The 22919-nt window shown below is 61.1% G+C and carries 19 protein-coding genes; 9 read left to right on the top strand and 10 right to left on the bottom strand.

Annotated features, from left to right (window positions below; translation table 11 throughout):
- The first annotated feature begins 23 nt into the window (after positions 1-23).
- A complete protein-coding gene (galE, locus tag M1D88_RS14520) occupies positions 24-1037 on the top strand; it encodes a UDP-glucose 4-epimerase GalE (protein ID WP_458111502.1) in 1014 nt (337 codons plus the stop codon).
- Between the two features lie 155 nt (positions 1038-1192).
- Here galE and M1D88_RS14525 read toward each other — a convergent pair whose 3' ends face one another.
- From M1D88_RS14525 to fdxA, 3 genes are all read right to left on the bottom strand, one after another.
- Entirely contained in the window at positions 1193-2491 is a 1299-nt protein-coding gene (locus M1D88_RS14525) for a citrate synthase (protein WP_458111503.1), read from the bottom strand.
- A 229-nt stretch (positions 2492-2720) separates the two neighbouring features.
- Positions 2721-3869, bottom strand: a complete 1149-nt coding sequence (gene dapC, locus M1D88_RS14530) for a succinyldiaminopimelate transaminase (RefSeq protein ID WP_458111504.1) — start codon at positions 3867-3869, stop codon at positions 2721-2723.
- Positions 3870-3883: 14 nt separating this feature from the next.
- Positions 3884-4210 (bottom strand): ferredoxin, encoded by a 327-nt coding sequence (gene fdxA, locus M1D88_RS14535; protein ID WP_050685972.1) that lies wholly within the window; start codon positions 4208-4210, stop codon positions 3884-3886.
- Positions 4211-4364: 154 nt separating this feature from the next.
- Between fdxA and M1D88_RS14540 the strand changes: the two genes are divergently transcribed.
- Together M1D88_RS14540 and M1D88_RS14545 are read left to right on the top strand one after the other, a co-directional pair.
- Positions 4365-4610, top strand: a complete 246-nt coding sequence (locus M1D88_RS14540) for a putative acetyltransferase (RefSeq protein ID WP_458111505.1) — start codon at positions 4365-4367, stop codon at positions 4608-4610.
- 41 nt (positions 4611-4651) lie between these two features.
- Positions 4652-5155, top strand: a complete 504-nt coding sequence (locus M1D88_RS14545; RefSeq protein WP_458111506.1) for a helix-turn-helix domain-containing protein — start codon at positions 4652-4654, stop codon at positions 5153-5155.
- A gap of 110 nt (positions 5156-5265) precedes the next feature.
- Here the strand turns inward: M1D88_RS14545 and typA are convergent, their stop codons facing one another.
- Positions 5266-7194 (bottom strand): translational GTPase TypA, encoded by a 1929-nt coding sequence (gene typA / locus M1D88_RS14550; protein ID WP_458111507.1) that lies wholly within the window; start codon positions 7192-7194, stop codon positions 5266-5268.
- 270 nt (positions 7195-7464) lie between these two features.
- On the opposite strand from typA, the gene M1D88_RS14555 reads away from it, so the two are divergent.
- Complete coding sequence (locus tag M1D88_RS14555) at positions 7465-8463, top strand: SGNH/GDSL hydrolase family protein (protein WP_458111508.1); 999 nt, start codon at positions 7465-7467, stop codon at positions 8461-8463.
- A 50-nt stretch (positions 8464-8513) separates the two neighbouring features.
- Here M1D88_RS14555 and M1D88_RS14560 read toward each other — a convergent pair whose 3' ends face one another.
- Entirely contained in the window at positions 8514-10340 is a 1827-nt protein-coding gene (locus M1D88_RS14560; RefSeq protein ID WP_458111509.1) for an ABC transporter ATP-binding protein, read from the bottom strand.
- A 76-nt stretch (positions 10341-10416) separates the two neighbouring features.
- Here M1D88_RS14560 and M1D88_RS14565 point away from each other — a divergent pair, with 76 nt between their 5' ends.
- Positions 10417-11046, top strand: coding sequence for a PH domain-containing protein (locus tag M1D88_RS14565; protein WP_458111510.1), 630 nt, complete (start codon positions 10417-10419; stop codon positions 11044-11046).
- A 17-nt stretch (positions 11047-11063) separates the two neighbouring features.
- Here M1D88_RS14565 and M1D88_RS14570 read toward each other — a convergent pair whose 3' ends face one another.
- The 3 genes from M1D88_RS14570 to M1D88_RS14580 all read right to left on the bottom strand — a co-directional run bounded on the left by M1D88_RS14570 (position 11064) and on the right by M1D88_RS14580 (position 15693).
- Positions 11064-12206, bottom strand: coding sequence for an ABC transporter permease (locus M1D88_RS14570; RefSeq protein ID WP_458111511.1), 1143 nt, complete (start codon positions 12204-12206; stop codon positions 11064-11066).
- Positions 12203-13744, bottom strand: a complete 1542-nt coding sequence (locus tag M1D88_RS14575) for an ABC transporter permease (RefSeq protein WP_458111512.1) — start codon at positions 13742-13744, stop codon at positions 12203-12205. Before M1D88_RS14575 ends, M1D88_RS14570 begins: the two co-directional genes overlap by 4 nt.
- Positions 13745-13914: 170 nt before the next feature.
- The gene (locus M1D88_RS14580) at positions 13915-15693 is read right to left on the bottom strand and encodes an ABC transporter family substrate-binding protein (RefSeq protein ID WP_458111513.1); all 1779 of its coding nucleotides are present in this window, start codon (positions 15691-15693) and stop codon (positions 13915-13917) included.
- 724 nt (positions 15694-16417) lie between these two features.
- Here M1D88_RS14580 and M1D88_RS14585 point away from each other — a divergent pair.
- From M1D88_RS14585 to M1D88_RS14595, 3 genes are all read left to right on the top strand, one after another.
- Positions 16418-16678, top strand: coding sequence for a hypothetical protein (locus M1D88_RS14585; RefSeq protein WP_458111514.1), 261 nt, complete (start codon positions 16418-16420; stop codon positions 16676-16678).
- 182 nt (positions 16679-16860) lie between these two features.
- Complete coding sequence (locus M1D88_RS14590; RefSeq protein ID WP_458111515.1) at positions 16861-17415, top strand: hypothetical protein; 555 nt, start codon at positions 16861-16863, stop codon at positions 17413-17415.
- 127 nt (positions 17416-17542) lie between these two features.
- The gene (locus M1D88_RS14595) at positions 17543-18532 is read left to right on the top strand and encodes an IS481 family transposase (protein WP_458111516.1); all 990 of its coding nucleotides are present in this window, start codon (positions 17543-17545) and stop codon (positions 18530-18532) included.
- A gap of 307 nt (positions 18533-18839) precedes the next feature.
- Here the strand turns inward: M1D88_RS14595 and M1D88_RS14600 are convergent, their stop codons facing one another.
- Entirely contained in the window at positions 18840-19961 is a 1122-nt protein-coding gene (locus M1D88_RS14600; protein WP_458111517.1) for an IS110 family RNA-guided transposase, read from the bottom strand.
- 312 nt (positions 19962-20273) lie between these two features.
- On the bottom strand, positions 20274-22040 hold the full coding sequence (locus M1D88_RS14605; protein WP_458111518.1) for a GNAT family N-acetyltransferase: 1767 nt from the start codon (positions 22038-22040) through the stop codon (positions 20274-20276).
- Between the two features lie 85 nt (positions 22041-22125).
- Here M1D88_RS14605 and M1D88_RS14610 point away from each other — a divergent pair, with 85 nt between their 5' ends.
- Complete coding sequence (locus tag M1D88_RS14610; RefSeq protein WP_458111519.1) at positions 22126-22905, top strand: alpha/beta fold hydrolase; 780 nt, start codon at positions 22126-22128, stop codon at positions 22903-22905.
- Positions 22906-22919: the final 14 nt, after the last annotated feature.

A 22919-nucleotide genomic window follows, 5' to 3' on the forward strand; every position in this document is an offset into this window, starting at 1 on the left:
GCAATTTGGGATAGCGTGGAGCCATGAGAATTCTGGTAACTGGCGGCACCGGCTATATCGGTTCGCACACGGTCCTGTCCCTTCAGGAGGCAGGCCATGATGTTGTGGTCATAGACAATCTGGCGAACTCCAGTGAGGAAGCCTTGCGGCGGGTGTCTGAGCTCAGCGGCAAGCAGGCAGCCTTCCACGAAGTGGATCTGGTGGACGAAGACGCTGTCAACGCCGTCTTCGCCCAAGAGAATATAGACGCTGTCATCCACTTTGCGGGTCTGAAGGCTGTTGGTGAATCAGTTCAGGAGCCCCTTAAGTACTACTACAACAACCTGGTGGGAACGCTCAACCTCATCCGTGCCATGGACCGCCACGACGTGCGCTCCATCGTCTTCAGCTCCTCCGCAACTGTCTACGGCGAGCACAACGAGATTCCCTATGTCGAAAAAATGGAAATCGGTGCCAACAACCCGTACGGCCGCACCAAAGAGCAGATCGAGGACATTCTCTCTGACCTCGGGTCCGCTGATGACCGTTGGCACATTGCGCTGCTTCGCTACTTCAACCCGGTGGGCGCCCATCCCTCCGGCCGGATTGGTGAGGACCCGCAGGGCATTCCCAACAACCTGGTGCCGTTCATAGCCCAGGTCGCAGTGGGCCGGCGGGAAAAGCTCATGGTGTTTGGTGGCGACTACGACACCCCTGACGGGACCTGCCTGCGTGACTACATCCACGTCGTCGATCTGGCCGAGGGGCACCTCGCAGCCCTGAACCACATCGCGGAACGGGCCGGCGTTTTCCGCTGGAACCTCGGGTCAGGCAAGGGCTCATCCGTGCTTGAAGTCCTGCGGTCCTTTGAAAAGGCCGTCGGACGGGAAATCCCGTATGAGATCACGGGCCGGCGGGCAGGGGACCTCCCCGCCTTCTGGGCCGACGCAACGTCAGCCTTGGCCGACCTGAGCTGGTCCACCACCAAGACCATCGACCAGATGTGCGAAGACCACTGGCGCTGGCAAAAGAACAACCCGCAGGGCTACAACTCCTAGCGTCGGTTAAAGTACGACGGCGGCCGCTCGCCCGTGAAGGTGAGCGGCCGCCGTCGTCGTCCTAGCGGGTGATAGAGCCTGCACCGGAGCCGGCGGGAGGGCCCACACCGCGGTGGGCCCGAACCGAGCGTGCGAGGTTTGGGAGCCGGTGGGGATTAGCGGGCCGGGTAGTTGCGCTCGGGCTCGCCAATGTACAGCTGGCGCGGACGGCCAATCTTGGTGTTGGGGTCGTTGATCATTTCGCGCCACTGGGCAATCCAGCCGGGCAAGCGGCCGATCGCGAACAGCACCGTGAACATCTTCTCCGGGAAGCCCATAGCCTTGTAGATCAGGCCTGTGTAGAAGTCCACGTTCGGGTAGAGCTTTCGCTGGATGAAGTAGTCATCGCCAAGCGCCTTCTCTTCGAGGCGCATCGCAATATCCAGCAGTTCGTCGTTGCCGCCGAGCTTGCTCAGAACTTCGTGCGCCGTAGCCTTGATGATCTTGGCCCGGGGGTCGTAGTTCTTATAGACACGGTGTCCGAAGCCCATGAGGCGGACGCCGTCTTCCTTGTTCTTGACCTTCTCCATGTAGTCCTCGGGCTTGATGCCATCGGCCTGGATCTGTTTGAGCATCTTCAGCACGGCTTCATTGGCACCGCCGTGGGCAGGGCCGAAGAGCGCGTTGATGCCAGCAGACACCGAAGCGAAGAGGTTGGCGTTGGAGGAGCCCACCAGGCGCACCGTGGAGGTGGAGCAGTTCTGTTCGTGGTCCGCATGCAGGATCAGGAGCAGGTCCAGGGCCTTTGCAATGACGGGATCCAGCTCGTACTGCTCAGCCGGAAGGCCAAAGCTGAGCCGCAGGAAGTTCTCCACCAGGTTCATTGAGTTGTCCGGGTACAGCATCGGCTGGCCAATGGACTTCTTATGCGCATAGGCCGCGATGACCGGGAGCTTGGCCATCAGGCGGATGGTGGAGAGTTCCACCTGCTCTTCGTTGAACGGATCCAGGGAGTCCTGGTAGAAGGTGGAGAGTGCAGACACGGCCGATGACAACACGGGCATCGGGTGGGCGTCACGGGGGAAGCCGCCGAAGAAGCCCTTTAGCTCCTCGTGCAGCAGCGTGTGGCGGCGGATCTTCTGGTCGAAACCATCCAGCTCGGTGGGCGTGGGCAGGTTGCCGTAAATCAGGAGGTAGGAAACCTCGAGGAAGCTTGAGTGCTGGGCAAGCTGCTCAATGGGATAGCCGCGGTACCGCAGGATCCCGGCGTCACCATCGATGTAGGTGATGGCCGACGTCGTAGCGGCTGTGTTCATGAAGCCGGGGTCAAACGTAACGGCCCCGGTCTGCTTGAGCAGTTGGGAAACGTCGTAGCCTTCGTTTCCTTCTACAACCTTGATGCGGGGCAGTTCGAGTTCGCCGCCCGCATGGCGCAGGACTGCGCTGGTGGTCTCAGTACTGGTGGTCTCAGTCATGGAGTCCCCTTCATGAGGCCTCTGGGCCTCTCTAGAAAGCTTGATCCAACATCAGGTGGGACCGTCCGCGGTCGCTGCACACGCAGGTTTCCAACAGCCGGGCTGCCTTCCTGTAGAAAGCCACCATTGATATTCAGTTAAAAAGTACCGCCCCTGCGCAGGTGGTACTAATCCGATCCTCACGAAACTGCCTCAAACCCGGCCAGTTGTGGCACGAGTCACATGATTGTTACGGCACTACGGAGAGTCGCTGAACTGCGGCGTCGATCCTGTCGTCCGCTCCGGTCAGCGCCACACGGATGTAGCCATGGCCCGCATCGCCGTAGAAGACGCCGGGGCCCACAACAATTCCCCGCTCCGCAAGCCTCCCAACCGTATCCCACGTGGCCTCCCCGGCAGTGCACCAGAGGTAGAGGCCGGCCTTGGATTCCTGGATCTCCAGGCCGAATTCCTTCAGTGCCGGGACTATCCGCTGCCGGCGTGACCGGTAGATGTCTTTTTGTACCTGCACGTGGGAGTCGTCCCCGATCGCGACCCGCATTGCTTCCTGGACGGGATAGGGCACAATCATGCCGGCATGCTTGCGGCTGTTAACCAGGTTGGCCATGATGGCCGAATCGCCGGCAATGAAAGCTGCCCGGTAGCCCGCGAGATTCGACTGCTTGCTCAGCGAGTAGACAGCCAGCAGACCCTCGTTGGAGCCGCCGGAAACCCGTGGATCCAGGATGCTTGGCACGGCTTCCCCACCCAGCTGGAGGTCCCACTCATCCCAGCCCAGTTCCGCATAGCATTCGTCGGAGGCAACCACGGCGCCGATCTCCCGGGCCTGGTCAACAATCTTTCGGAGGGAAGCAACGTCCCGGACGCTGCCGGTGGGATTGGCGGGCGAGTTTATCCAGATCAGCCGCACACGGGAACGTGTGGCGGCATCTAGCTCGTCCAAATCGTCCGCTGCGATGTGAACAGCTCCGGCGAATGTGGCGCCGATGTCATAGGTGGGATAGGCAACAGTAGGACGCACGACGACGTCGCCGGACCTGAGTCCCAGAAGGAAAGGGAGCCAGGCCACGAGTTCTTTGGAGCCAACCGTGGGCATCACGTCCCGGGGATCCAGTCCGGGAACGCCACGGCGCCGTTCGAACCAGCCTGAGATCGCTTCCCGCAGTCCCTGGGTGCCATGGACCGTGGGGTAGCCGGGAGCGTCCGCAGCGCGGCGCAGGGCTTCCTGGATCAGGGCCGGAGTGCCGTCCACCGGAGTGCCGATGGACAAATTCACCACTCCCCCGGGATGCGCTGCCGCCGTGGCGAGGTAGGGCGCCATGGCTTCCCACGGGTAGTCGGGAAGGCTGAGGCCAAAGCTGCGGAGGGCAGAGGTCACTGGCGCGTCCGCCCTTAGTGGTCTTGGTTCTGCGGCGGTAGGGCCGCGATCATGGGGTGGTCTTTACCGGTGTTACCGACCTTCGCCGCTCCGCCAGGCGAACCGAGGTCGTCAAAGAACTCGACGTTGGCCTTGTAGTAGTCGGCCCACTCATCCGGGGTGTCGTCCTCATAGTAGATCGCCTCAACAGGGCACACCGGTTCGCAGGCGCCACAGTCCACGCACTCGTCGGGGTGGATGTAGAGGGACCGCTCACCCTCGTAGATGCAATCGACGGGGCACTCCTCAATACATGCCTTGTCTTTTACATCTACACACGGTTGCGCGATTACGTACGTCACGTCCCTTTGCCTCTCCACGTTGGTTCCGGCAATCCTGCCAGTTAGTGCTTCCGGCGCGCACGCCGGACCTATCGACTTCCGAGCCTATTATCTCCCAGCCTTTGGCGCGAACGTAGCGGAACGTCATACTGCCGGGGCGATTTACGATGAAGGGGTGACCTCCCCACTGAAAACGCCCCAGGACTTCCTCGCCGGCACAGCCCCCGGAACGCGGGTTGTGGTCCGGTACAGGATCGAGGGGGGACTCACTGATGCCCTGGGAGACGTCGTTTCCGTCACCGGCGGGGAGTGCACGGTGCGCACCCGACGCACCGACGTCGTTATCCCCCTTGCCCTTGTGGTGGCGGCGAAGGAAGTCCCCCCTGCGCCGCCCCGACGGGGCGCCCGTTCGGCTGTCTAACCGCTTCTGCAGCCGCTCAGTGGCTGACTACACTAGCCACTATGGATAATGAGGGCACGGAAGCGGATCTGGCGGCAAGGGAGCGTGCATTAAACTCCCCGCTGCGGTTGCGGATCCTGCGCTTGTGCCTTCACCAGTCGCGGACCAACAAGGAAATAGCCGAACTGTTGGACATCAATCCTGCATCGAGCCTTCACCATGTGCGAATCCTTGTGCGGACCGGCCTGCTGCTCACGGAAGAACGAAGGAAAGGCAAGCGCGGAGCCACCGAGGTTCCCTACATTTCCAGCAAGGAATCGTGGCGGACACCCGTGCCGAACGTATCCCCCATCCTCATAGAGACCTTCCTGCAGGAGACCAAGGGCCTGCCGCCGGCCGACATGGAAGTGTGGCGGCTGGGCGTGAAGTTCAACGCCGAACGCCGGGGCGAAATGCTGGCAAAACTGAAGGCCGTTTTGGAGGAATACACGGAACTGCCACCGGACGACGACGGCGAGGCCACGTCGCTGATGATTGCCCACCACCGGGATCCGTCCGCCGACTGAAAGCGACAAAAAGAAAACTGCCAGTACGACGACGGCGGAGCCGCCTGCCGTACCGGCAGTTTCTGGTATTGCTGCTTTGTTAGAGCTTGGCCTGTCTAGACCTCGCCTTGTTAGACCTTGGCGCGGGCGCGGTTGGCCTTGGCACGCTCGTTGGTGTCCAGGATGACCTTGCGGATACGGATGGAATCCGGGGTCACTTCAACACACTCGTCCTCGCGGGCGAATTCGAGGGATTCTTCGAGGGTCAGGTCGCGCGGCGGCGTCAGGTTCTCGAAGGTGTCGGAGGAAGCCGCACGCATGTTGGTGAGCTTCTTTTCCTTGGTGATGTTGACGTCCATGTCATCGGCGCGGGAGTTCTCGCCGACAATCATTCCTTCGTAAACCTCAGAAGTGGGCTTCACAAAGAAGGAGCCGCGCTCCTGGAGGTTGATCATGGCGAAGGGTGTCACGACGCCTGCACGGTCGGCGATCATCGAACCGTTGGTGCGGTATTCGATGGGGCCGGCCCACGGCTCGTAGCCCTCGGAGATGGAGGCGGCGATGCCGGCACCACGGGTGTCCGTGAGGAACTTGGTACGGAAACCGATGAGGCCACGCGCGGGAACAATAAACTCCATGCGGCACCAGCCGGTGCCGTGGTTTGCCATGTTCGTCATCCGGCCCTTACGGGCTGCCATGAGCTGGGTAACAGCGCCGAGGTATTCTTCGGGCACGTCAATGGTCATGTGCTCCATCGGCTCGTGGATCTTGCCATCGACCGTACGGGTGACTACCTGGGGCTTGCCGACCGTCAATTCGAAGCCTTCGCGGCGCATCTGCTCCACGAGGATCGCCAGGGCGAGCTCGCCACGGCCCTGGACTTCCCAAGCATCCGGACGCTCGGTGGGGAGCACCTTGATGGAGACGTTACCGATCAGTTCCTTGTCCAGGCGGTCCTTCACCTGGCGGGCGGTGACCTTGGCACCCTTGACCTTGCCGGCCAACGGCGAGGTGTTGATACCGATGGTCATGGAGATCGCGGGATCGTCCACGGTGATCAGCGGCAGCGGTTGCGGGTTCTCGGCATCGGTGAGGGTCTCACCGATGGTGATTTCCTCGATACCGGCGACGGCGACGATTTCACCCGGGCCTGCGGACTCGGTGGGAACGCGGTCCAGGGCCTTGGTGGCGAGGAGTTCCGTGATCTTGACGTTCTTGAGCTCGCCGTTGGCACGTGCCCAGGCAACGGTCTGGCCCTTGCGGAGGGTTCCGTTGTAGATACGGAGCAGGGCGAGGCGGCCGAGGAACGGTGAGGCATCCAGGTTGGTGACGTGCGCCTGCAGGACACCGTCCGGGTTGTAGGTCGGTGCCGGGATGTGCTCGATGATGGTCTGGAACAGCGGCTCCAGGTCTTCGTTTTCCGGGGCCGTGCCATCTGCGGGCTGCTCGAGGGAAGCACGGCCAACCTTGGCTGCCGCGTAGACAACAGGAACTTCGAGGATCTTGTCCAGGTCCAGGTCCGGCACTTCGTCGGCGAGGTCTGAGGCCAGGCCGAGCAGCAAGTCCATGGACTCGTGAACGACTTCATCGATCCGTGCGTCGGGGCGGTCCGTCTTGTTGACGAGCAGGATGACGGGAAGGTGAGCGGCCAGGGCCTTGCGCAGCACGAAGCGCGTCTGCGGGAGGGGGCCCTCGGAGGCGTCAACGAGGAGCACAACGCCGTCAACCATGGACAGGCCACGCTCGACCTCGCCGCCGAAGTCAGCGTGCCCCGGGGTGTCGATCACGTTGATGGTGATGGTCTCGCCCTTGGACGACGGGCCGTTGTATGCCACCGTCGTGTTCTTGGCGAGGATGGTGATGCCCTTTTCGCGCTCCAGGTCGCCCGAGTCCATGACGCGGTCTTCGAGGTGGTTGTGCTCGGCAAAGGAGTTGGTCTGCTTGAGCATGGCGTCGACCAGGGTGGTCTTGCCGTGGTCAACGTGGGCCACGATCGCGACGTTGCGCAGATCACTGCGCGAGGCAGTGTTTGCGGCGGTTTTGGTGGTGGTTTCAGACATGCGTAATGGCTCGATTCGATGGTGAAGTCAGCTGTAGTATCGCGACATTTCCAATCGGAACGCACGACAGATCAGGCCCTTTGCACAGGGCACCTATAGCCAGTCTAGTCGAACGTGCATTTATTGGCCTAAAAAACGAAAAGCAGTTCTGTGGCACCGTGACCAAATCGTGAACAGAGCGTTGCAGACATGAACCTAAAGTCACTGGATTTTCCTGACTTGATAGCCCATGATGACTGTGTTACCAGCAAGGAAGTCCGGAGACCATCGATGCGAATTGCCACGGCTCTGTACCGCTTCGCCGTGCCGATGGTTGCTCTAGGCCTGATCATGAGTGGTTGCGGACAGCCACCAGCGCCATCTGACACCGCGGGCGCAGCCAGGGCCGCCAGCGCCGCCGAAGCGCCCTCTGGCGCTAAATCAGGCGCTGACAGGCCGGGATCAGGCCATTCACACCCGGCGTCAGGGACAACGTCACCCGGGCCCACCGCGACAGCGGAGGCTGGCCCGAAGACCGGCCCAACAGCAGGGTCAGCGAGCGCGGACGCAGGCAAGGCTCCCGGCCTCGCGGCAACCGGCAGGGCCCTCCCCAATCCGGCAACGTTAGCTCCCGGCTCGCTGTATCTGAACCCGGCCACTGGCCAGAATGAAGTCATCGTGGCCGATCTGCGCCGCACGGTATTGCTCATTGGCGATTCCCAGTCTGAACCCTCCAATTCCTGGCCGCGTACCGGGCTAGCCGCCGTCGGCTACAAAGTGGTCTTCTGCGGCAGGGGCGGAACTGGTTTCGTGGCCTCCAACGGAAGGTTCGGAAACTATATTGAGGCCTTGAACCGAGGCGAGTGGACACTGCCATACGGTCAACTTCCCCTGGTGGTGATCGAAGGTGGTGGCAACGATGCGCGGCAAGGAGCAACCGACGCCCAGATCGTTGCCAATGCTGAGCGCCTGATAGCTGCCTTGAAGCAGAGGTACCCGGATGCGGCAATGGTTATGATCGGCACCCTGGCCAAGGGAGCCGGACATGGGGGAGGCCGCCGCACAGAGGTAGACGCGCTGCTGGGTCGCGTGGCCGCCAAACATTCGCTGCCGTTCGTGAGTGCGGGCGACTGGTTGACGCGTTATGACCTTTCCAAATACATGTCCGACGAAGTGCACATGGACGCGCAGGGCCACAGGGCCCTCGCCCAATTGCTGGCGGGACGTCTGGCCCAACTGCACATTCAGGCCCCCCAGCCAGGCGAGGAGCCGGGTCCGGAGTTTGACTGAGGGTCGGCGTCGCGCTGAGGGCCGGCGTCCCGACCCTCAGCGGTTTCCTGCTACTCGATCCCTGCCAACTGAGCCCTCAATTCCCTTCGCTCGCGCTGCTTCTCAGGATCAGGCAACGGAACGGCGGCGAGAAGCCTCTGAGTGTAGGCTTCCTGCGGGTTGCGAAGAATCTGGTCCCGGCTTCCCTGTTCCACGATCCGTCCGCGCTGCATAACGCAGATCCTGTCTGCCAGGACATCCACCACCGCCAGGTCGTGCGTCACGAAGAGACAGGCGAACCCGAGTTCCTTTTGCAGGTTCTGGAAAAGCTCCAAAACCTTCGCCTGCACCGAAACGTCGAGGGCCGACGTCGGCTCATCCGCCACCATGAGCTTGGGTTTAAGGGACAGTGCCCTGGCAATGCCCACTCGTTGCTTCTGGCCGCCGGACAGCTCGTGAGGATACCTGTTGCGGTAGTCACGAGGCAGTTCCACCTGGTCCAGCAGAGCCTCGATCCGTTTCTGCAAGGCTGACCCCTTGGCCTCCCCCGCAAGGAACATCGGCTCGCCGATGCTCTCGCCGATTGGAAGGCGGGGATTCAAGGAAGACGAAGGATCCTGGAACACCATGCCGATATGGCGGCGCACGTGGTGCAGCTGCTTTCCGTTCTTCTTGGCGGCAGAGATGTCCTCTCCCACCACCCGCATGGTTCCCGCCGCGACAGGCAAGAGTCCGACGGCAGCTCGTCCGATGGTTGTCTTACCTGAGCCGGACTCGCCCACCAGACCCACCACCTGGCCGGGATAGATGACCAAGTTGGCACCCTCCACTGCCCTGAAAGCCGGAACCCGTCCCTGTTTGGGGTATTCGATGGCGACGTCAGTCAGTTCGAGTACGGGATCACCCTTGGGCCTGGCCGCCTCTGCGGCAGCAAGGGCAGCAGCGTTCTCGCGTTCCCTGCGGACGAGTTCCACAGGATCGACGGACGTAAGTTCTGTGTGAGTTGCGGCTGCCAAGGCGGCTGTGACGTCCACTTCGCCCTCGTCTGCGCTCCCTTGCCCAAGATGGGGCACCGCGGCCAGAAGTGCCTGGGTGTAGGGGTGTTGGGGGTTATTAAAGATTTGCTCTGCCGTGCCGGATTCCACTATGACACCCCGGCGCATCACCGCAATCCTGTCGGCGAGATCAGCAACCACTCCCATGTCGTGGGTGATGAGCACAATGGCGCTGTCCAGCTTGTTCCTCAGATGCCGCATGAGATCCAGGATTTCCGCTTGCACCGTCACATCAAGGGCCGTTGTGGGCTCATCGGCGATCAGTAGCTTGGGGTCGCATGACAATGACTGGGCGATCATGGCCCTCTGCCGCTGTCCGCCTGACAGCTGGTGGGGATAGGACTTGAAAGCCTTCTCGGGGTCGGGCAGCTCAACCAGCTCCAGCATGCGCAAGGCCTGCTCACGCGCCTGGTCAGGTGATACCTCATTGTGCAGCCGAATCGTTTCCACGATCTGAACGCCCACGGTGTAGACCGGGTTGAGGGCCGTCATGGGCTCCTGGAAGATTACCGCGACGTCCTTACCCCTGACTGCCCGGATATTAGCGGCGTTTGAGCCCAGGAGTTCCTTACCGGAGAGCTTCACGCTTCCTGAAACCCTGCTGTTGCTGGGAAGAAGTCCAAGCAAAGCCATCGAACTGGCGCTCTTCCCGGAACCGGACTCGCCCACGATAGCCAGGACCTCGCCAGCCCTGACCTCATAGTTAAGTCCGATTGCTGCGGGCACCCACTTCTTCTCCACACCAAAGTCAACGCTGAGGTCGCGGACTTCCAGAACCACCGCGCCCCGGATTCCATCTGGTCCCGCAGCTGGAATCGGTTCTGGGCTGAGGCTGTTAGTCATGCGATATTCCTTCCGACCGGGACGCGTGGTCAACGGTGATTAGTACTGTGGCACGGAATCCTGAATTATTAGGCGCATGAGCACCGGATCGCATGCCGAAAATGAGGAAGTCTTCAAGGCCAGGACGAACAAGTGGTTCGCCCTGCTCTCCTGGCTTGTTGCGGGAGTGGGTGTTGCAGTAACGGCAGCCACCGGCGGTCCGGGCGCGCTGGTGGGAACGATGCCCCTCCTGCTGCTCGCATTCCTGGGTTGGTTGTTCTTCTGGATGCCATCGGTAGTAGTGCGCGACGACGGAATCACTTTGGAGAATCCCTTCCGATCCGTCCTGGTGCCGTGGGCTGCGCTGGTGAATGTGGATACACGCTACGCCCTCACTCTGGTCACTGTTGACAAGAGCTACGCTTCCTGGGCCGCGCCTGCCCCGGGAATCCGAGGTGGACGCAATGCCCATCCGGAAGACCTTCAGGGCCTGCCTGCATCCAGCTACGGTCCTGGCCGCTCGATCCGTCCGGGGGATCTGAAAACCACGGATTCGGGCGCAGCGGCACGTATAGTCCGGGGACGCTGGCAGGAATTGATTGACAGCGGAGGCCTGGAGCAAGGCAGCGCCGACACCACGCCCGTGACTGTGACCTTTCGCTGGCTGGCGATCGGCGCCGTCGTACTGCTTACCGGCGCAAGCTATTGGGCGATAGCCGTTCTCTGATCCGGTCACCGCGTCCTTCATGGTTCCTTTATCTCGCGTACGACCAGAGTGGGCGAAGCCGCACCAGGGACTGCAGGGTTGGGATCCGCAGCCACCTTCTCCCCCGTTTTGGGGCTGCCGCCCGGCCCCACAGCCTTCTTGGCGTTGAACTTCTTCTGACGTGGATCAAAGGCATCGCGCAGTCCGTCGCCGATGAAGTTGATGCTGAGGCAGATAAGCACAATGAAGAGCCCGGGATACCAGAAAAGCCAGGGCCGGGTAGAGAAGGCTTCCTGATTTTGGGAGATCAGCAGGCCGAGTGATGTGTCGGGGGATTTCACCCCGACGCCCAGATAGCTCAAGGCAGTCTCCAGCAGGATCGCGGCCGACATAGTGAGAGTCACATTTACGATCAGAACACCCACAGCGTTCGGCAGAATGTGCTTGAAAATGATCCGGGCGTTGCTGGCGCCCGAGATCCTTGCTGCATCCACGAATTCACGCTCCCGCAGTGTGAGGAACTCTCCGCGCATGAGCCTGGCGAGGCTTACCCAGCTCACCAGACCGAGGAATATGCCAAGAACAACAACGCCATTGCTGGCCGCGAGGCTGGAGAACCAGCCACCCTCGTCCCGGCGGCTCGCTCCTTGAGCCACTACCGCTGCGAGTAGGAGCACCGGGATGATGATGATGATGTCCGTGATCCTCATGAGGATGGCCTCGACCCAGCCGCGGAAATAGCCTGAGAGCCCACCAACCACTGTTCCTATCAGCCCGGCGATGCCACCAATCAGGATCATGATGGTTATGGACTGCTGGGCGCCTCGCATGGTCATGGCAAAGAGGTCGCGGCCAATCCGGTCCTGCCCGAACGGGTGCTCCCCCCACGCCAAGGGCCAAAATGAGGATGTCGGGGCACCGTCGTTGACCAGGGGTGAAACATCCAGGTGGTTGTACTTCCACCACCCCGGGAGTCCTGCCCAGCCTACGGACGTGAATGCCAGGAGGAAAATGAGTGCAAAAGCCACCAGTCCTACGATCGCACCACTGTGGCCCAGGAAACGCTTGCGGACGATCTGCCCTTGGCTGAGGCCTCTGAATTCCCGGTCGGAGGAATCGACCGGCGTCCTTGGGTCTGCCTCCTGGGCAAGCAGTTCTTCCTGCTGGGTCGGCTGGCTCATGCCTTAATCCTTACGCGCGGATCGAGTGCGGAATATGCAAGATCCGCAATGAGGTTGAATGTCATCGCTGTTATTGCCACGCAGACAAAAACACCCATGACGGGATTGGGATCGGTGTGCATGAGGCCATCGAGGAACAGGAATCCCATTCCTCTCACGGAGAACACCGTTTCTGTGATGACCGCGCCACCGATCAAGGCGCCGATGTCGAAGGCCACGATGGTGGCAATCGGGATCAGGGCATTTCGGAACGCGTGCCCCATCACTACCGACCTCTCGGACAGGCCTTTCGCCCGGGCGGTGCGGATGTAATCCATGTTCATGATTTCCAGCATCGATGACCGGGTAAATCGGGTGTAGCTGGCAAGGGACACGAGGATGAGAGCCATGGTGGGCAGTATCAGGTGCGTAAACGTATCCAGGCTCAGGACCCAGAAATCGCCTTCGATGTTGGGCGTTCCTGCCCCGATCGTGGCAATGGGGCGGCCGCGTACCCTGCTGTTGTTGAAGTAGCTCGGCCAAGCCTGCATAAAACGGTCCAACATAATCAGTCCGCCGACCAGGAATGCCGTGACTCCTGCTGCCCTCATGGACTGGCCCCGGTCGTAGCCGCCCATCAGGTACCCGGTGGCCACGCCGATGACGATGGTGGCGATGGCCAAGAGAAAGATCATGAGCCCTGTGGCCTGGTTGAGGAGCGGCTGCACGGCAAAGTAAGCAATCATGCCGAGGCCAACGACGATCAGCGAAGAGTGCAGCGCCCGGCGGTTTTTCAGCCCGGCTGCCAGAAGGGTGACTGCAAAGGCAATCCCCGTACCCATAACTGCAATGACCACGGGTCCGAGCCCGGGGTTCCGGAACCACTGGACTGCGGAAAAGTAGACGAGGATCAGGCTAACTGCGCCAAAGACGGCACCGCCTGTAATGACCCGGCGTCGCAATTCTCCGCCGACTGTCACGGCCACAATCAGCCCAGCGACGGCGCCTACAATGAGCGCGATGTGAAGTGGTATTTCAGGATTTCGAAGGAAGTCGTTGAAGCCGATTGCCCCATACTCCTTCAGTAGCACGGCAACCCAGAAGATCGGCAGTGAGAAGAAAAGGAACGCCATGAACGTTACGCCGTAGTCGAGCGCACTGTACTGCCTCAGGGCGGTGACGATACCAAACGTGATCCCGATGAGAATGGCAAGGATCGTCGCGCCGGTGACGAGCGTAAGAGTTTGTATGAGGGCAAACCCCAACGCCTCGGTGATGGGCTGCCCGGTGATGTTCTTTCCGAGGTCGCAGGTACTTCCGAAGGGAACGAGGCACTGGGCTGCCCCGCCGAGCCATTTGAAGTAGCGCAGGGGCGCCGGAGTATCCAGATCAAGGAGTTCGGTCCGGGCGTCGATGAGCTGTTGTTTGTTGGCCGCACTGCTTGTGCGGAGGTCGGCAAGTGGATCCCCTGACGACGCGGTCAGGAGATACACGAGGAACGATGCCCCGAGAAGTATGAGGGCGGCAGTGAATAAACGGCGGACGATGTAGGTCACCATTGGGGAAAGCCTCGTATCCGGGCTGGGAAGCCAGCCCTTAGCAGAATCATGCTCACCTCCGTGAAATGCATGAGGAGGCCGAGCAGTATGCCTTGTGGCAGCGAAGGGCGCCGAGACGTGTTGCATTGTCCCGGCGCCTTCACTTTGCTATGCGCTAGTGGAGCGCGTGCTTATTTTTCAGCCCATTCCCAGAAGTTCCACCACACTCCGGTCTGGTTGGGCATGAATTTCACACCCGTGACCCTGTCGCTGTAGGCGTCCACACCCACGAGCTGGAAGAGGGGGAGACCGTAAGCGGAGTCCCAGATCTTCTTGTCGATCTGGACTTTGAGCTCGTCCTGTTTCTGCCGGTCGGCGGTCACGATGAGTTCGTCCATCATCTTGTCTGCTTCTGGATCGGTGAACCCGTTGAAGTTCGAGCCGTTGCCGGTTTTGAAAATCTGAGGAACTCCGGAAACTCCCACTCCGGGATTGGTCCAGCCGAAAATGGTTGCATCGTAGCTACCGTCGCCCAGTGCCTTTCCCCAGTCGGAAGCGCCAAGGCCTCCGTCCACAATTTTGAAGCCGGCTTTTGTTGCCGATTCACGGATCAGCGAGAAGGCGTCAACCCGGTTTGGGTTGTCCTTGTTGTACATGATCCGAATCTCCGGCGTTGCACCATTCAGGAGCTTCTTGGCGCCATCAATATCCACGTCCTGGTACGAAGCGGAGCCGTTGACCTTGACTGCATCCGCATAGGCGGCCTGGGCAGGGACGAACAGCTGCGAATCCAAGGGCTTTGACTCCGGATCGAGCTTCTTGACGATCTTGTCGACGATGTCCTTCCGAGGTACGGATTTCATGAACGCTTCTCGGACTGACTTCTCTGCGAAAGCTCCTGAATAGTTGAGGTCAAGGTGGTCGTACGATAGTTCACTGCCGGCGTCAACAGTTACACCCTGACCTTCCAAGGCCTTCAGCTGCTCTAGAGTGTCGGCCGAGGGCTGCGGGGCAATGATGTCTGCTTCGCCGTTTTTCAATGCCTGTACCTGAGCCGGTGCCGAACCGATGAAACGGACTGTGATTTCGTCAAGGTTTGCTTCGGGGCCCCAGTTGTAGTCCTTATTGCGAACCATAGTAAGGGACTGATCCTGCGTCATACTCTTGACGATGTACGGCCCATTTGACAGGTAAAGCGAGTTATCGGAAGGAAGGGTCTTGGTATCAAAGCCCGTGTTCCAGAGGTCCGCCATGGTCTGCAGCTTGGGGTCGGCAGGCTTCGGGGAGGCCTTGTCGCCACGTGGCTTCTCTTTGAGGAAGTCGATGAACTCCTGCGTATCGCTCATTCCGGCTTTTTTGGCCAGGACGTGTGCGGGGATATCGAGCGAGGGGCCACCCAGTATTGTCTCCCAATCGGAATACGGCTTGGAGTACTTCAACGTCAGGGACCGGTTGCTGTCCCCAATTTCCGGGAAGTCGGTCAAGGCCAGGCCGCTGCTGTCCCCGGCTACCGAGAAATAAGACGTTCCGGTCTTCGCCTCGGGATCAGCGTCATTGTAGTACCCGGACAAAGCGGCCCACTGGAGCAGCAGATCCGCGGCTGTCACAGGAGTTCCGTCGGACCACTTCACGCCCTCATTGACTGTGTACTTCACAGTCAAGGGATCGTCCGAAGTCTTTTCATACTTACCAAACTTTTCGTTGTGCACGACGTTCAGCTGGTTGTCAATGTAGTAGAAACCCGAGTGTGTGGCGTAACTGATCTTGGAGTTGATTTCGTTGTTGCCGTCGGCAGTATTGGTGTTAAACGAATAGAAAGTGTTGGTTTCGACGACGGTCGCCGATCCGCCCTGCTTTCCCGCGGCTTCACTGGTTGGAGTTGTTCCTCCGCCATTGCCCGCACAGGCGCTCAATGCCAATGCTGTAGCAGCGGCAACACCTATTGCTTTGGAGATACGTCCCAGACGCATTCCGCCTCCTATGTCTCGAGTATTAGATGGACTCCCGCTTTGGGCAGAAGCCAGACAGCCCCAGCCCCCAGCGGGGAAGTGGCATGCCTCACATGAGCAGTAGCCTAGACCCGAAGGAGCGTCGCCCGGGACAAAAGTTACCTCGTAGTAAAGTTTGTTATCGAGATGCAACCAAGGGCTGTTTCCAGTTGCCTTTCGATTGCTGCACGCAACATGCCCGTTACTTGTCCGGAATAATCCCCAATCACCACGAAAGCCCCCATCCAACGGAGTCGCGGCTTCTGTGGTTAATCCTCAATCACTGAAATCCGTGATCTGGAGGAGACACGGCAACGGAAGGACCACTGTTCATTCTTCCTTCATGTGCCGTTTTCGTCGCCGTGTTGGAAGTCCGGGCCGCTTCGGGCCAAGGTCCCCGAAGCTTCGCCCGAGGCGTCTCAAACTGCAGAACTCGACGCCCATCCTGTGGTTAAAATTGGGCAAACGCGCGGCGGTCATCCTTAGCTGGATCTGAGCTTGTGCCGATAGCTTCGGGGCATCGTCCGTCGACGCTCAAGCCACTAAGAGCGCGCCGCAGTCCCTGCTGCGACACATCTGGCGACCCTGGCGGATCGGCTCAAGGAGTATTTTTCCAGGCATCAGGTCCGTCAAGGGTGCCCGTTTAGATAACCTCCGTCGCGGACACGCAGGCGGGTATGCTTCTGCGGGTGAGTGGGACACAGAGTTGACGACGCCGGCTGCAGATCCATCCTCGCCGCGAAACCTCGACGGGCAGCCGCCCCAGGCCGGGGCCACAGCTGCTTTCGTCGTCCTCCTGCCGCTGATTTATCTCCTCCCGTTCGGGATACTTGCCGTAGTTGCCACTATTACTTCCGTAAACAAGACGAGTTGGGAAGACGCTTGGGCCATCGTTATGTTGATAGGCATCGTGGCTGCCTACTCAGCGGTCTTCGCTGCCCTGATGCTGGTGCTCCGCCGGAACTGACGATTCCGATCCGCGTAGCGTGGAGACAATCTTCTATTGGGGGAAACGCATGAATGTGTATCCAGCTGTCGGTGTTTCGCGGACAGAGGACAGCTAGTGCACCCGGAGCCACCATATGCGGCATTCTGATCGCCACGATGGTTGTTTTGAGCGGCCGCGCTGCCCACCATTAATAAGTGGGAATGGTGGACACACAGCACCGGTTTGCGTTTGCCCTCTGCCTGTTGATTCCTCTAGGCGGAACGGCGGGGTGCGCCTATGAATATTCCGAGCCTCCACGCACGCCAACAGCTGACTCAACCTCGGTAACAGGGGCCCCGAAACCCTACCGGGATCCGCAGGTTCTGGAACAGGAGGCTAAGAACTACGCTCACCTGGAGCGGCTTATAGGGGAGCTGCCGGAGCCGGTCCTCCTTTCCGATGTGGGGCCGCTGGACGGCCCTGGCAGGGGATTTGGCAAAACTGAAAGGGTGCCGGCCGCCGGGCGTTATACCGTCACCGCAGCCTGTGTTGGTGCTTCCGGTGCGAAGGTAGCCGTAGGACAGGAGCATCCCGGCGCCCCCTTTCGGCCGGTGGAACTCGCGCTGGATTGTACCGGGGTCACTTCGCAGGTCATTGCACTTCAGGAGGGGTACGTTTTCGCACATCTGTCCCTCCCCGCCCCGGGCGATACTCCATGGACGGGAGCGGTTGGCGGTGTGCGCGTGAGCCGACCGGTTGAGGCGGCGCATGCCTAGCTGTACTGCCCAGGGACGTTGGTTGGGTGAATGTGATGACTCGCTGGAGTCCTTGGCTCATGGGTGAGGACCTCCGGTTGCACAGTGGAGTTGCTTAGACAACCGCTGAGGCGACCAGGAGGTCCTCATGTCCCACGCTAATGCCGCTTTGACTCCACGCCAACGTTTGCGGGTCGCGCGTCTGGTCATTGACCAGGGCTGGCCGGTTTCCCGTGCCGCCGAGCAATTCAACTGTTCCTGGCCCACCGCAAAGCGCTGGGCTGAACGCTACGCCGCGATGGGTGAGGCAGGCATGACTGACAGGTCCTCGCGCCCGCACAGTATGCCGAACCGGACTCCTCAGCAGCTCGTCCGCAAGGTCGTACATCTTCGCTGGAAGCAGCGGCTGGGACCGGTCGCGATCGGAGCGAAGCTGGCAATGCCTGCTTCGACGGTTCATGCGGTTCTGCTTAGGTGCCGGCTGAACCTGTTGCATCACGTGGATAAGCGCACCGGGGAGGTCGTCCGCCGGTACGAGCACGACAGGCCCGGGGCCATGATCCACGTCGACGTGAAGAAACTCGGAAATATTCCGGACGGGGGCGGCTGGCGCTACGTCGGCAAACAACTGGGTCACCGCAACCGTGCAGCGACGCCAGTCAGAACCGGCAGTCGCCGCCACCCCATCATCGGCACGGCCTACGTGCACACCGTCATCGACGACCATTCCCGGGTCGCCTATGCAGAGATCCACGGCAACGAAACCGCGGCCACCGCAGTAGCCGTCCTGAAAAGGGCTGTGTCCTGGTTCGCTGCCCGCGGCGTCACCGTCGAGCGGGTCCTCTCCGACAACGGATCCGCCTACAAATCCTGCCTCTGGCGGGATACCTGCCGCGAACTGAACATCAAGGCCAAGAAGACCCGCCCCTACCGCCCTCAGACCAACGGCAAGATCGAGCGGTTCCACCGCACCCTCGCTGACGGTTGGGCCTTCAAACGCTTCTACGCCACGGAGTCAGCCCGCAGAAACGCTCTCCCGGCCTGGCTACACCACTACAATCACCACAGGCCCCACACCGCAATCGGAGGCCACCCGCCCATCAGCCGCTTAACCAACCTGCCTGGGCAGTACACCTGATATGTAGTCCTGCGTTGTCAATAGGCATGGGGAAGCGGTCCCGGGGTTGAGTTGCCTGGGACCGCTTCCCTTTGTGGCCGGGATGGGCGTTGGTGTGTGGTCAGCGTGTCGTTGGCGACGGCGCGGTCAGACTGATATGCGCGGGTTGGTTACCGCAGGACGAAGTGTTCGGCTGGAGGTTACCGCTGGTCTAGCAATGACGGGCGTCGCCGTTTCCGGTTGCCCATAGGTGTATCGCGGGTTTACTCCACGCGCTGCAAGGACCACTCACGACTTTCACTTCCCGGGTTTTTCCTTGCCCCCTGGATCAGGGGCCGGAAGCTGTCGAGCGGGGGCCGACTTCGGCCTGATGTGCGCCGGTGGCCAGGGACCAGCACCAGCCGGCGAGCTCGCGGGCGACGGCGACGTTGGCGATGACCGGACGCTTACGGCGTTCGAGATAGTTGATCCAGCGGTTGTGCAGGCGCCGGTTCCCGGCATGGCCGCGGATCCGTGCTTCGGAACTGGCTTCTTCCCACCGGGACCGCATCAGCCGTGACGGGTTGTCGTATGGTCTGCGGTGGTGCCAGGCTGCCTCGACGAGCAGCCGGCGGGCGTGTGTGTTGCCGGTTTTGGTGATGGAGCCCAGAGACCGGGACGCTCCCGATGAATGCTCTGTCGGGACCAGCCCGAGGTAAGCCCCGATCGTGGCGCCGGTAAAGCGATGCCAGTCACCGATCTCCACAGCCAATCCGAAGGCAGTCAGGGTCGAGATTCCCCGCAGGCACTGCAGCGCCCGGACAACGGATGTGTATTCGCTCCCGTACGCCATCGCAGTGATCGCCTCATCGAGGCGGTCGCGGCGGTCCGAGATCTCGTGCATCGCCTCAAGAGAAGACTCGTAGGTCAGTTGCCGGGCAGGGGCATCGAAATGCTGCCGGGCCAACCAGAGCTGATGGGTTCCGGTCCAGGCCTGCCCGCCCGAATACACCATGCCCTGGCGAAGCAGGAGCTTGGAGATCCGGTGCCGGGACCGCATCAGATCCCCGCGGACATCTTCCCGGGCGCGCACGAGGTCCCGTGCCGCTTCTTGGTCCGCTGACGGGATCCTGACCGACGTAATCTCGCCGAGTTTCAGCAGCCGGGCCAGATGGAGTGCGTCCTTGGCATCGGTCTTCACTCGGTCCCCGGACGGGCGCTGGAGTTTGGACGGAGCCGCGACCACCGTGTCGATCCCCGCCGCGAGCAGGAACCGGGCCAGACCGAAACCCGTCGGGCCGGCCTCGTAGACCACCCTCACCGGGGTAGGCAGGGATACGATCCAGGCAAGAATCTCGCCATGGTCCGGAGTCATCCGGTGCGGAATGACTTCACCGGTCTGCCCGTCCAACGCGCATGCGACAACGGTACGGGCATGGACATCCAAGCCAACGCTTGTACGCTCGAACATAGCTGGAACCTCCAATTTTCAAATGTGGCTCTACCTGTCCGCCAAGTGTGGCAGGCAACCCACGCCTTGCTTTGAAAAGGAGGTTCCAGCCCTTTCGGGCCACACTTCCTGGTCCTTCTGGCAGAGGCCATCAGCGCCGGGACCAGGATCCGGAACGCCACTACACTTTTACAAGCGCCCCCACGAACCTGGCGATCCGGATCCGCCCCGGCGACAATGGCATTCAGAAGGACCGCCCCTCGGCAGCGAGCCCCTCCTGCCTCATATCGTCTAGCCGGCGTCCGGAAGTCTCCGTCTACGCCGAGAATGTGTCTATATGCGCCGTTTCAAGCCTACGTGGGCGGTCCGATATCCGAGTCGGGTGTAGAAGGCTCGAGCTCGTTCCCGTGCTTCGTCGGTGGTCACCTGCGACAGTTGCGCCCCACGCGCCCGCCCGAAATTGTGGGCCCACTCAAGCATCGCGGTCCCCAAGCCACGTGAACGTTCCGTGGCCGCAACTCGCAGTCCCTCGATTTGCAGTCGGGAAGAACCACCCCGGGAAAGGCCTGGAATGACGGTCAATTGCATCGTGGCAACGATGCGGTCGGCACCGTTGCGGACAACCCCCAAGTAGTTGGAACCGTCGCGAACAACCATGTTGTAGGCCGTCTCGTATCGTTCAAGCTCGACGCATTCCCGATCGGGACCGAACTGGTCATCAGACAGCAGCGCGGCGATGGCCTCAACATCATCGCGGCTCGCCCGCTCCAGCCTGAAGGTCCGGCCCGCCACCCGCAACAGTCCTCGAACCGAGGATCGCGCGTCTGCCTGCAAACGAGCGACCAGCAAATCGAGCCACCCGCCGACGTTGGATCGAGCCTCAACGGTGTCGGGATAGCGACATCTCAAGTGCAGACCTGACTCGTCCAGGATGAACCAAAGCATGACATTGTCGGTGTCGATTGTCGCGCTCACATAGTAGGCATCGAGCCCGACAGAGTCGATTCGCACCGGTAGTCTCCGCAGGTCCAGCCAAGAGATCGCGAACATACCGGGAGCTACCGGCATGCCGCCCCATGGAGCCAGCACGTCCGCGAGCGGCCATGAGCCCAGCTGTACAGCCTCTTTCACCGCAGCCGCTGCCGAACGCGGCTCGGCAACCGCCGACTCAAGTACCGAATTAGTAATGAACCAGCCGACTGAGTCATGCCAGTTGTCATCAAAGCGGCTGTGGACGGGAAAGACGGCTCGAAGCGGGGTTCCTGCCAACTCGCGGGTCACCGCAGTCATCGCAACAACAGCAAGTGCGAGCGTCGAGACACCGTCGTTGCGGGCCTGCGCGGCAAATGCCGCAGCGTCGTCGACGTCGAACACATCGCGCACTTCTACGCGCTCGCGCTGCGGATCGGGCGAACCCAGCGGGAGGGGGAATTTCGGCATTACTCCCCCGCTGTCCCCGATGATGTCTTCCCATCGCTGATGCACATGGTCCGGCGCTGTATTCCGATCCAGCAGTACTTGCGTGTGTTCAACAAATGCCGGCGCTGGCCCAGGGAACGGTTCATGGCCCGTCCGCCCGGTATTGAGCGCGGCCAGCAGGTCTCGCGCGATCACCAGCATCGACCACATATCGACGTGAGCGTGGTCGGCCGCAATCACGACGGTGAGTCCAGCAGCAGTCTCCAATACGCACAGCCGGTGGGAGGGCTGTTGGTATGGCGAACATTCGGCGTCGAGAATGTCCCGCACCGCGTCGTTGACGGCTTGACCGGGAGATACCTGATGCTCAACCCAGGTTCCGGGACCGATGTGGATTTCGTGAAGCTCCGGATCACCATCCTCACCTGGCACGAAGGCTGTTCGCAGGGTGCCATGACGTTCGACGACGGCCAGCCATGCATCCGCAATTGATTCACGACTAGCTGGCGTAGGCAGCCGAAAAGACAGCGCCATCCAGGAGCCGGGGCGGTCACCTGCCCCCACATGAAGCCGCTGGTCAAAAGACACTGGGAGACGCCGGTCGAGCGCAGACACACTGACGTCGTAGCCCCAAAGTCGTCCGAACGGTAGTCGCAGGTGCGTGACGTTGGTCAGGCGCATGGCAGTATCCTATAGCCCAAGTTAGCCTGAATGCCCAACGCGGCCGCTCTAGGCGAAGCGGTCATTCACGAAAACGAGGAGCCTGATGCCCACTTTCGAGGTTCCCGGGGCCGAGCTTGCGGTTGCTTTGAGCGACGAAGGTGGACACCCAGTTGTCCAACTGCACGGTCTTACGTCAAGCCGCGCGCACGATCGGGTGCTCAACCTCGACCTCGGACGAGGGCTTAGCGGCACACGACTGCTGCGGTACGATGCACGCGGCCATGGCTGGTCGACGGGGCGGAAGGTCCCGGAGGACTATCAATGGCAAAGCCTCGCCGACGACCTCCTGCGACTGCTCGACCACTGGTTCCCCGGCGAACGCGTTCACGGAGTTGGTCCCTCCATGGGTACCGGCACACTTTTGCACGCCGCTTCCCGCGAGCCAGACCGCTTTTCCGGGCTCACCCTTATGGTGCCACCGACCGCGTGGGAAACCCGACCTTCACAGGCTGCAAACTACCGGGTGTCCGCGGCGCTTATCGAATCTGTTGGCATCGATGCATTCCTCGCCACGACGCGCGGAGCAACACCGCCGCCAGCCACAATTGGTGCACCGGAGACGGTGCCCGACGTCGCCGACGCCCTGTTGCCTTGGGTGTTTCGAGGCGCAGCACTCAGTGATCTGCCTGCTCCTGAAGCTGTTGCACGAATAAACGTACCGACGACAATCTTGGCATGGGTAAACGATCCGGGCCACCCGCTGTCAACTGCGGAATCCCTTGCTGCACTGCTCCCGCAAGCAACGCTGACGGTCGCCCGCACCCCAGCAGATGTCGAAGCCTGGCCTAAAGTTCTGAGCCAGGATGTCGCCCGTCGGGGCTAGCAGCCAATCCGCCG

Source organism: Arthrobacter sp. R1-13 (assembly GCF_054161475.1).

Coding starts and splice junctions, on each gene's coding strand:
- M1D88_RS14565 (WP_458111510.1), top strand. CDS start 10,417: ATGAGCACCGGATCGCATGCCGAAAATGAGGAAGTCTTCAAGGCCAGG.
- galE (WP_458111502.1), top strand. CDS start 24: ATGAGAATTCTGGTAACTGGCGGCACCGGCTATATCGGTTCGCACACG.
- M1D88_RS14580 (WP_458111513.1), bottom strand. CDS start 15,693: ATGCGTCTGGGACGTATCTCCAAAGCAATAGGTGTTGCCGCTGCTACA.
- M1D88_RS14605 (WP_458111518.1), bottom strand. CDS start 22,040: ATGCGCCTGACCAACGTCACGCACCTGCGACTACCGTTCGGACGACTT.
- M1D88_RS14575 (WP_458111512.1), bottom strand. CDS start 13,744: ATGGTGACCTACATCGTCCGCCGTTTATTCACTGCCGCCCTCATACTT.
- typA (WP_458111507.1), bottom strand. CDS start 7,194: ATGTCTGAAACCACCACCAAAACCGCCGCAAACACTGCCTCGCGCAGT.
- M1D88_RS14570 (WP_458111511.1), bottom strand. CDS start 12,206: ATGAGCCAGCCGACCCAGCAGGAAGAACTGCTTGCCCAGGAGGCAGAC.
- M1D88_RS14600 (WP_458111517.1), bottom strand. CDS start 19,961: ATGTTCGAGCGTACAAGCGTTGGCTTGGATGTCCATGCCCGTACCGTT.
- M1D88_RS14525 (WP_458111503.1), bottom strand. CDS start 2,491: ATGACTGAGACCACCAGTACTGAGACCACCAGCGCAGTCCTGCGCCAT.
- M1D88_RS14555 (WP_458111508.1), top strand. CDS start 7,465: ATGCGAATTGCCACGGCTCTGTACCGCTTCGCCGTGCCGATGGTTGCT.
- M1D88_RS14590 (WP_458111515.1), top strand. CDS start 16,861: ATGGTGGACACACAGCACCGGTTTGCGTTTGCCCTCTGCCTGTTGATT.
- M1D88_RS14545 (WP_458111506.1), top strand. CDS start 4,652: ATGGATAATGAGGGCACGGAAGCGGATCTGGCGGCAAGGGAGCGTGCA.
- M1D88_RS14595 (WP_458111516.1), top strand. CDS start 17,543: ATGTCCCACGCTAATGCCGCTTTGACTCCACGCCAACGTTTGCGGGTC.
- M1D88_RS14610 (WP_458111519.1), top strand. CDS start 22,126: ATGCCCACTTTCGAGGTTCCCGGGGCCGAGCTTGCGGTTGCTTTGAGC.
- M1D88_RS14560 (WP_458111509.1), bottom strand. CDS start 10,340: ATGACTAACAGCCTCAGCCCAGAACCGATTCCAGCTGCGGGACCAGAT.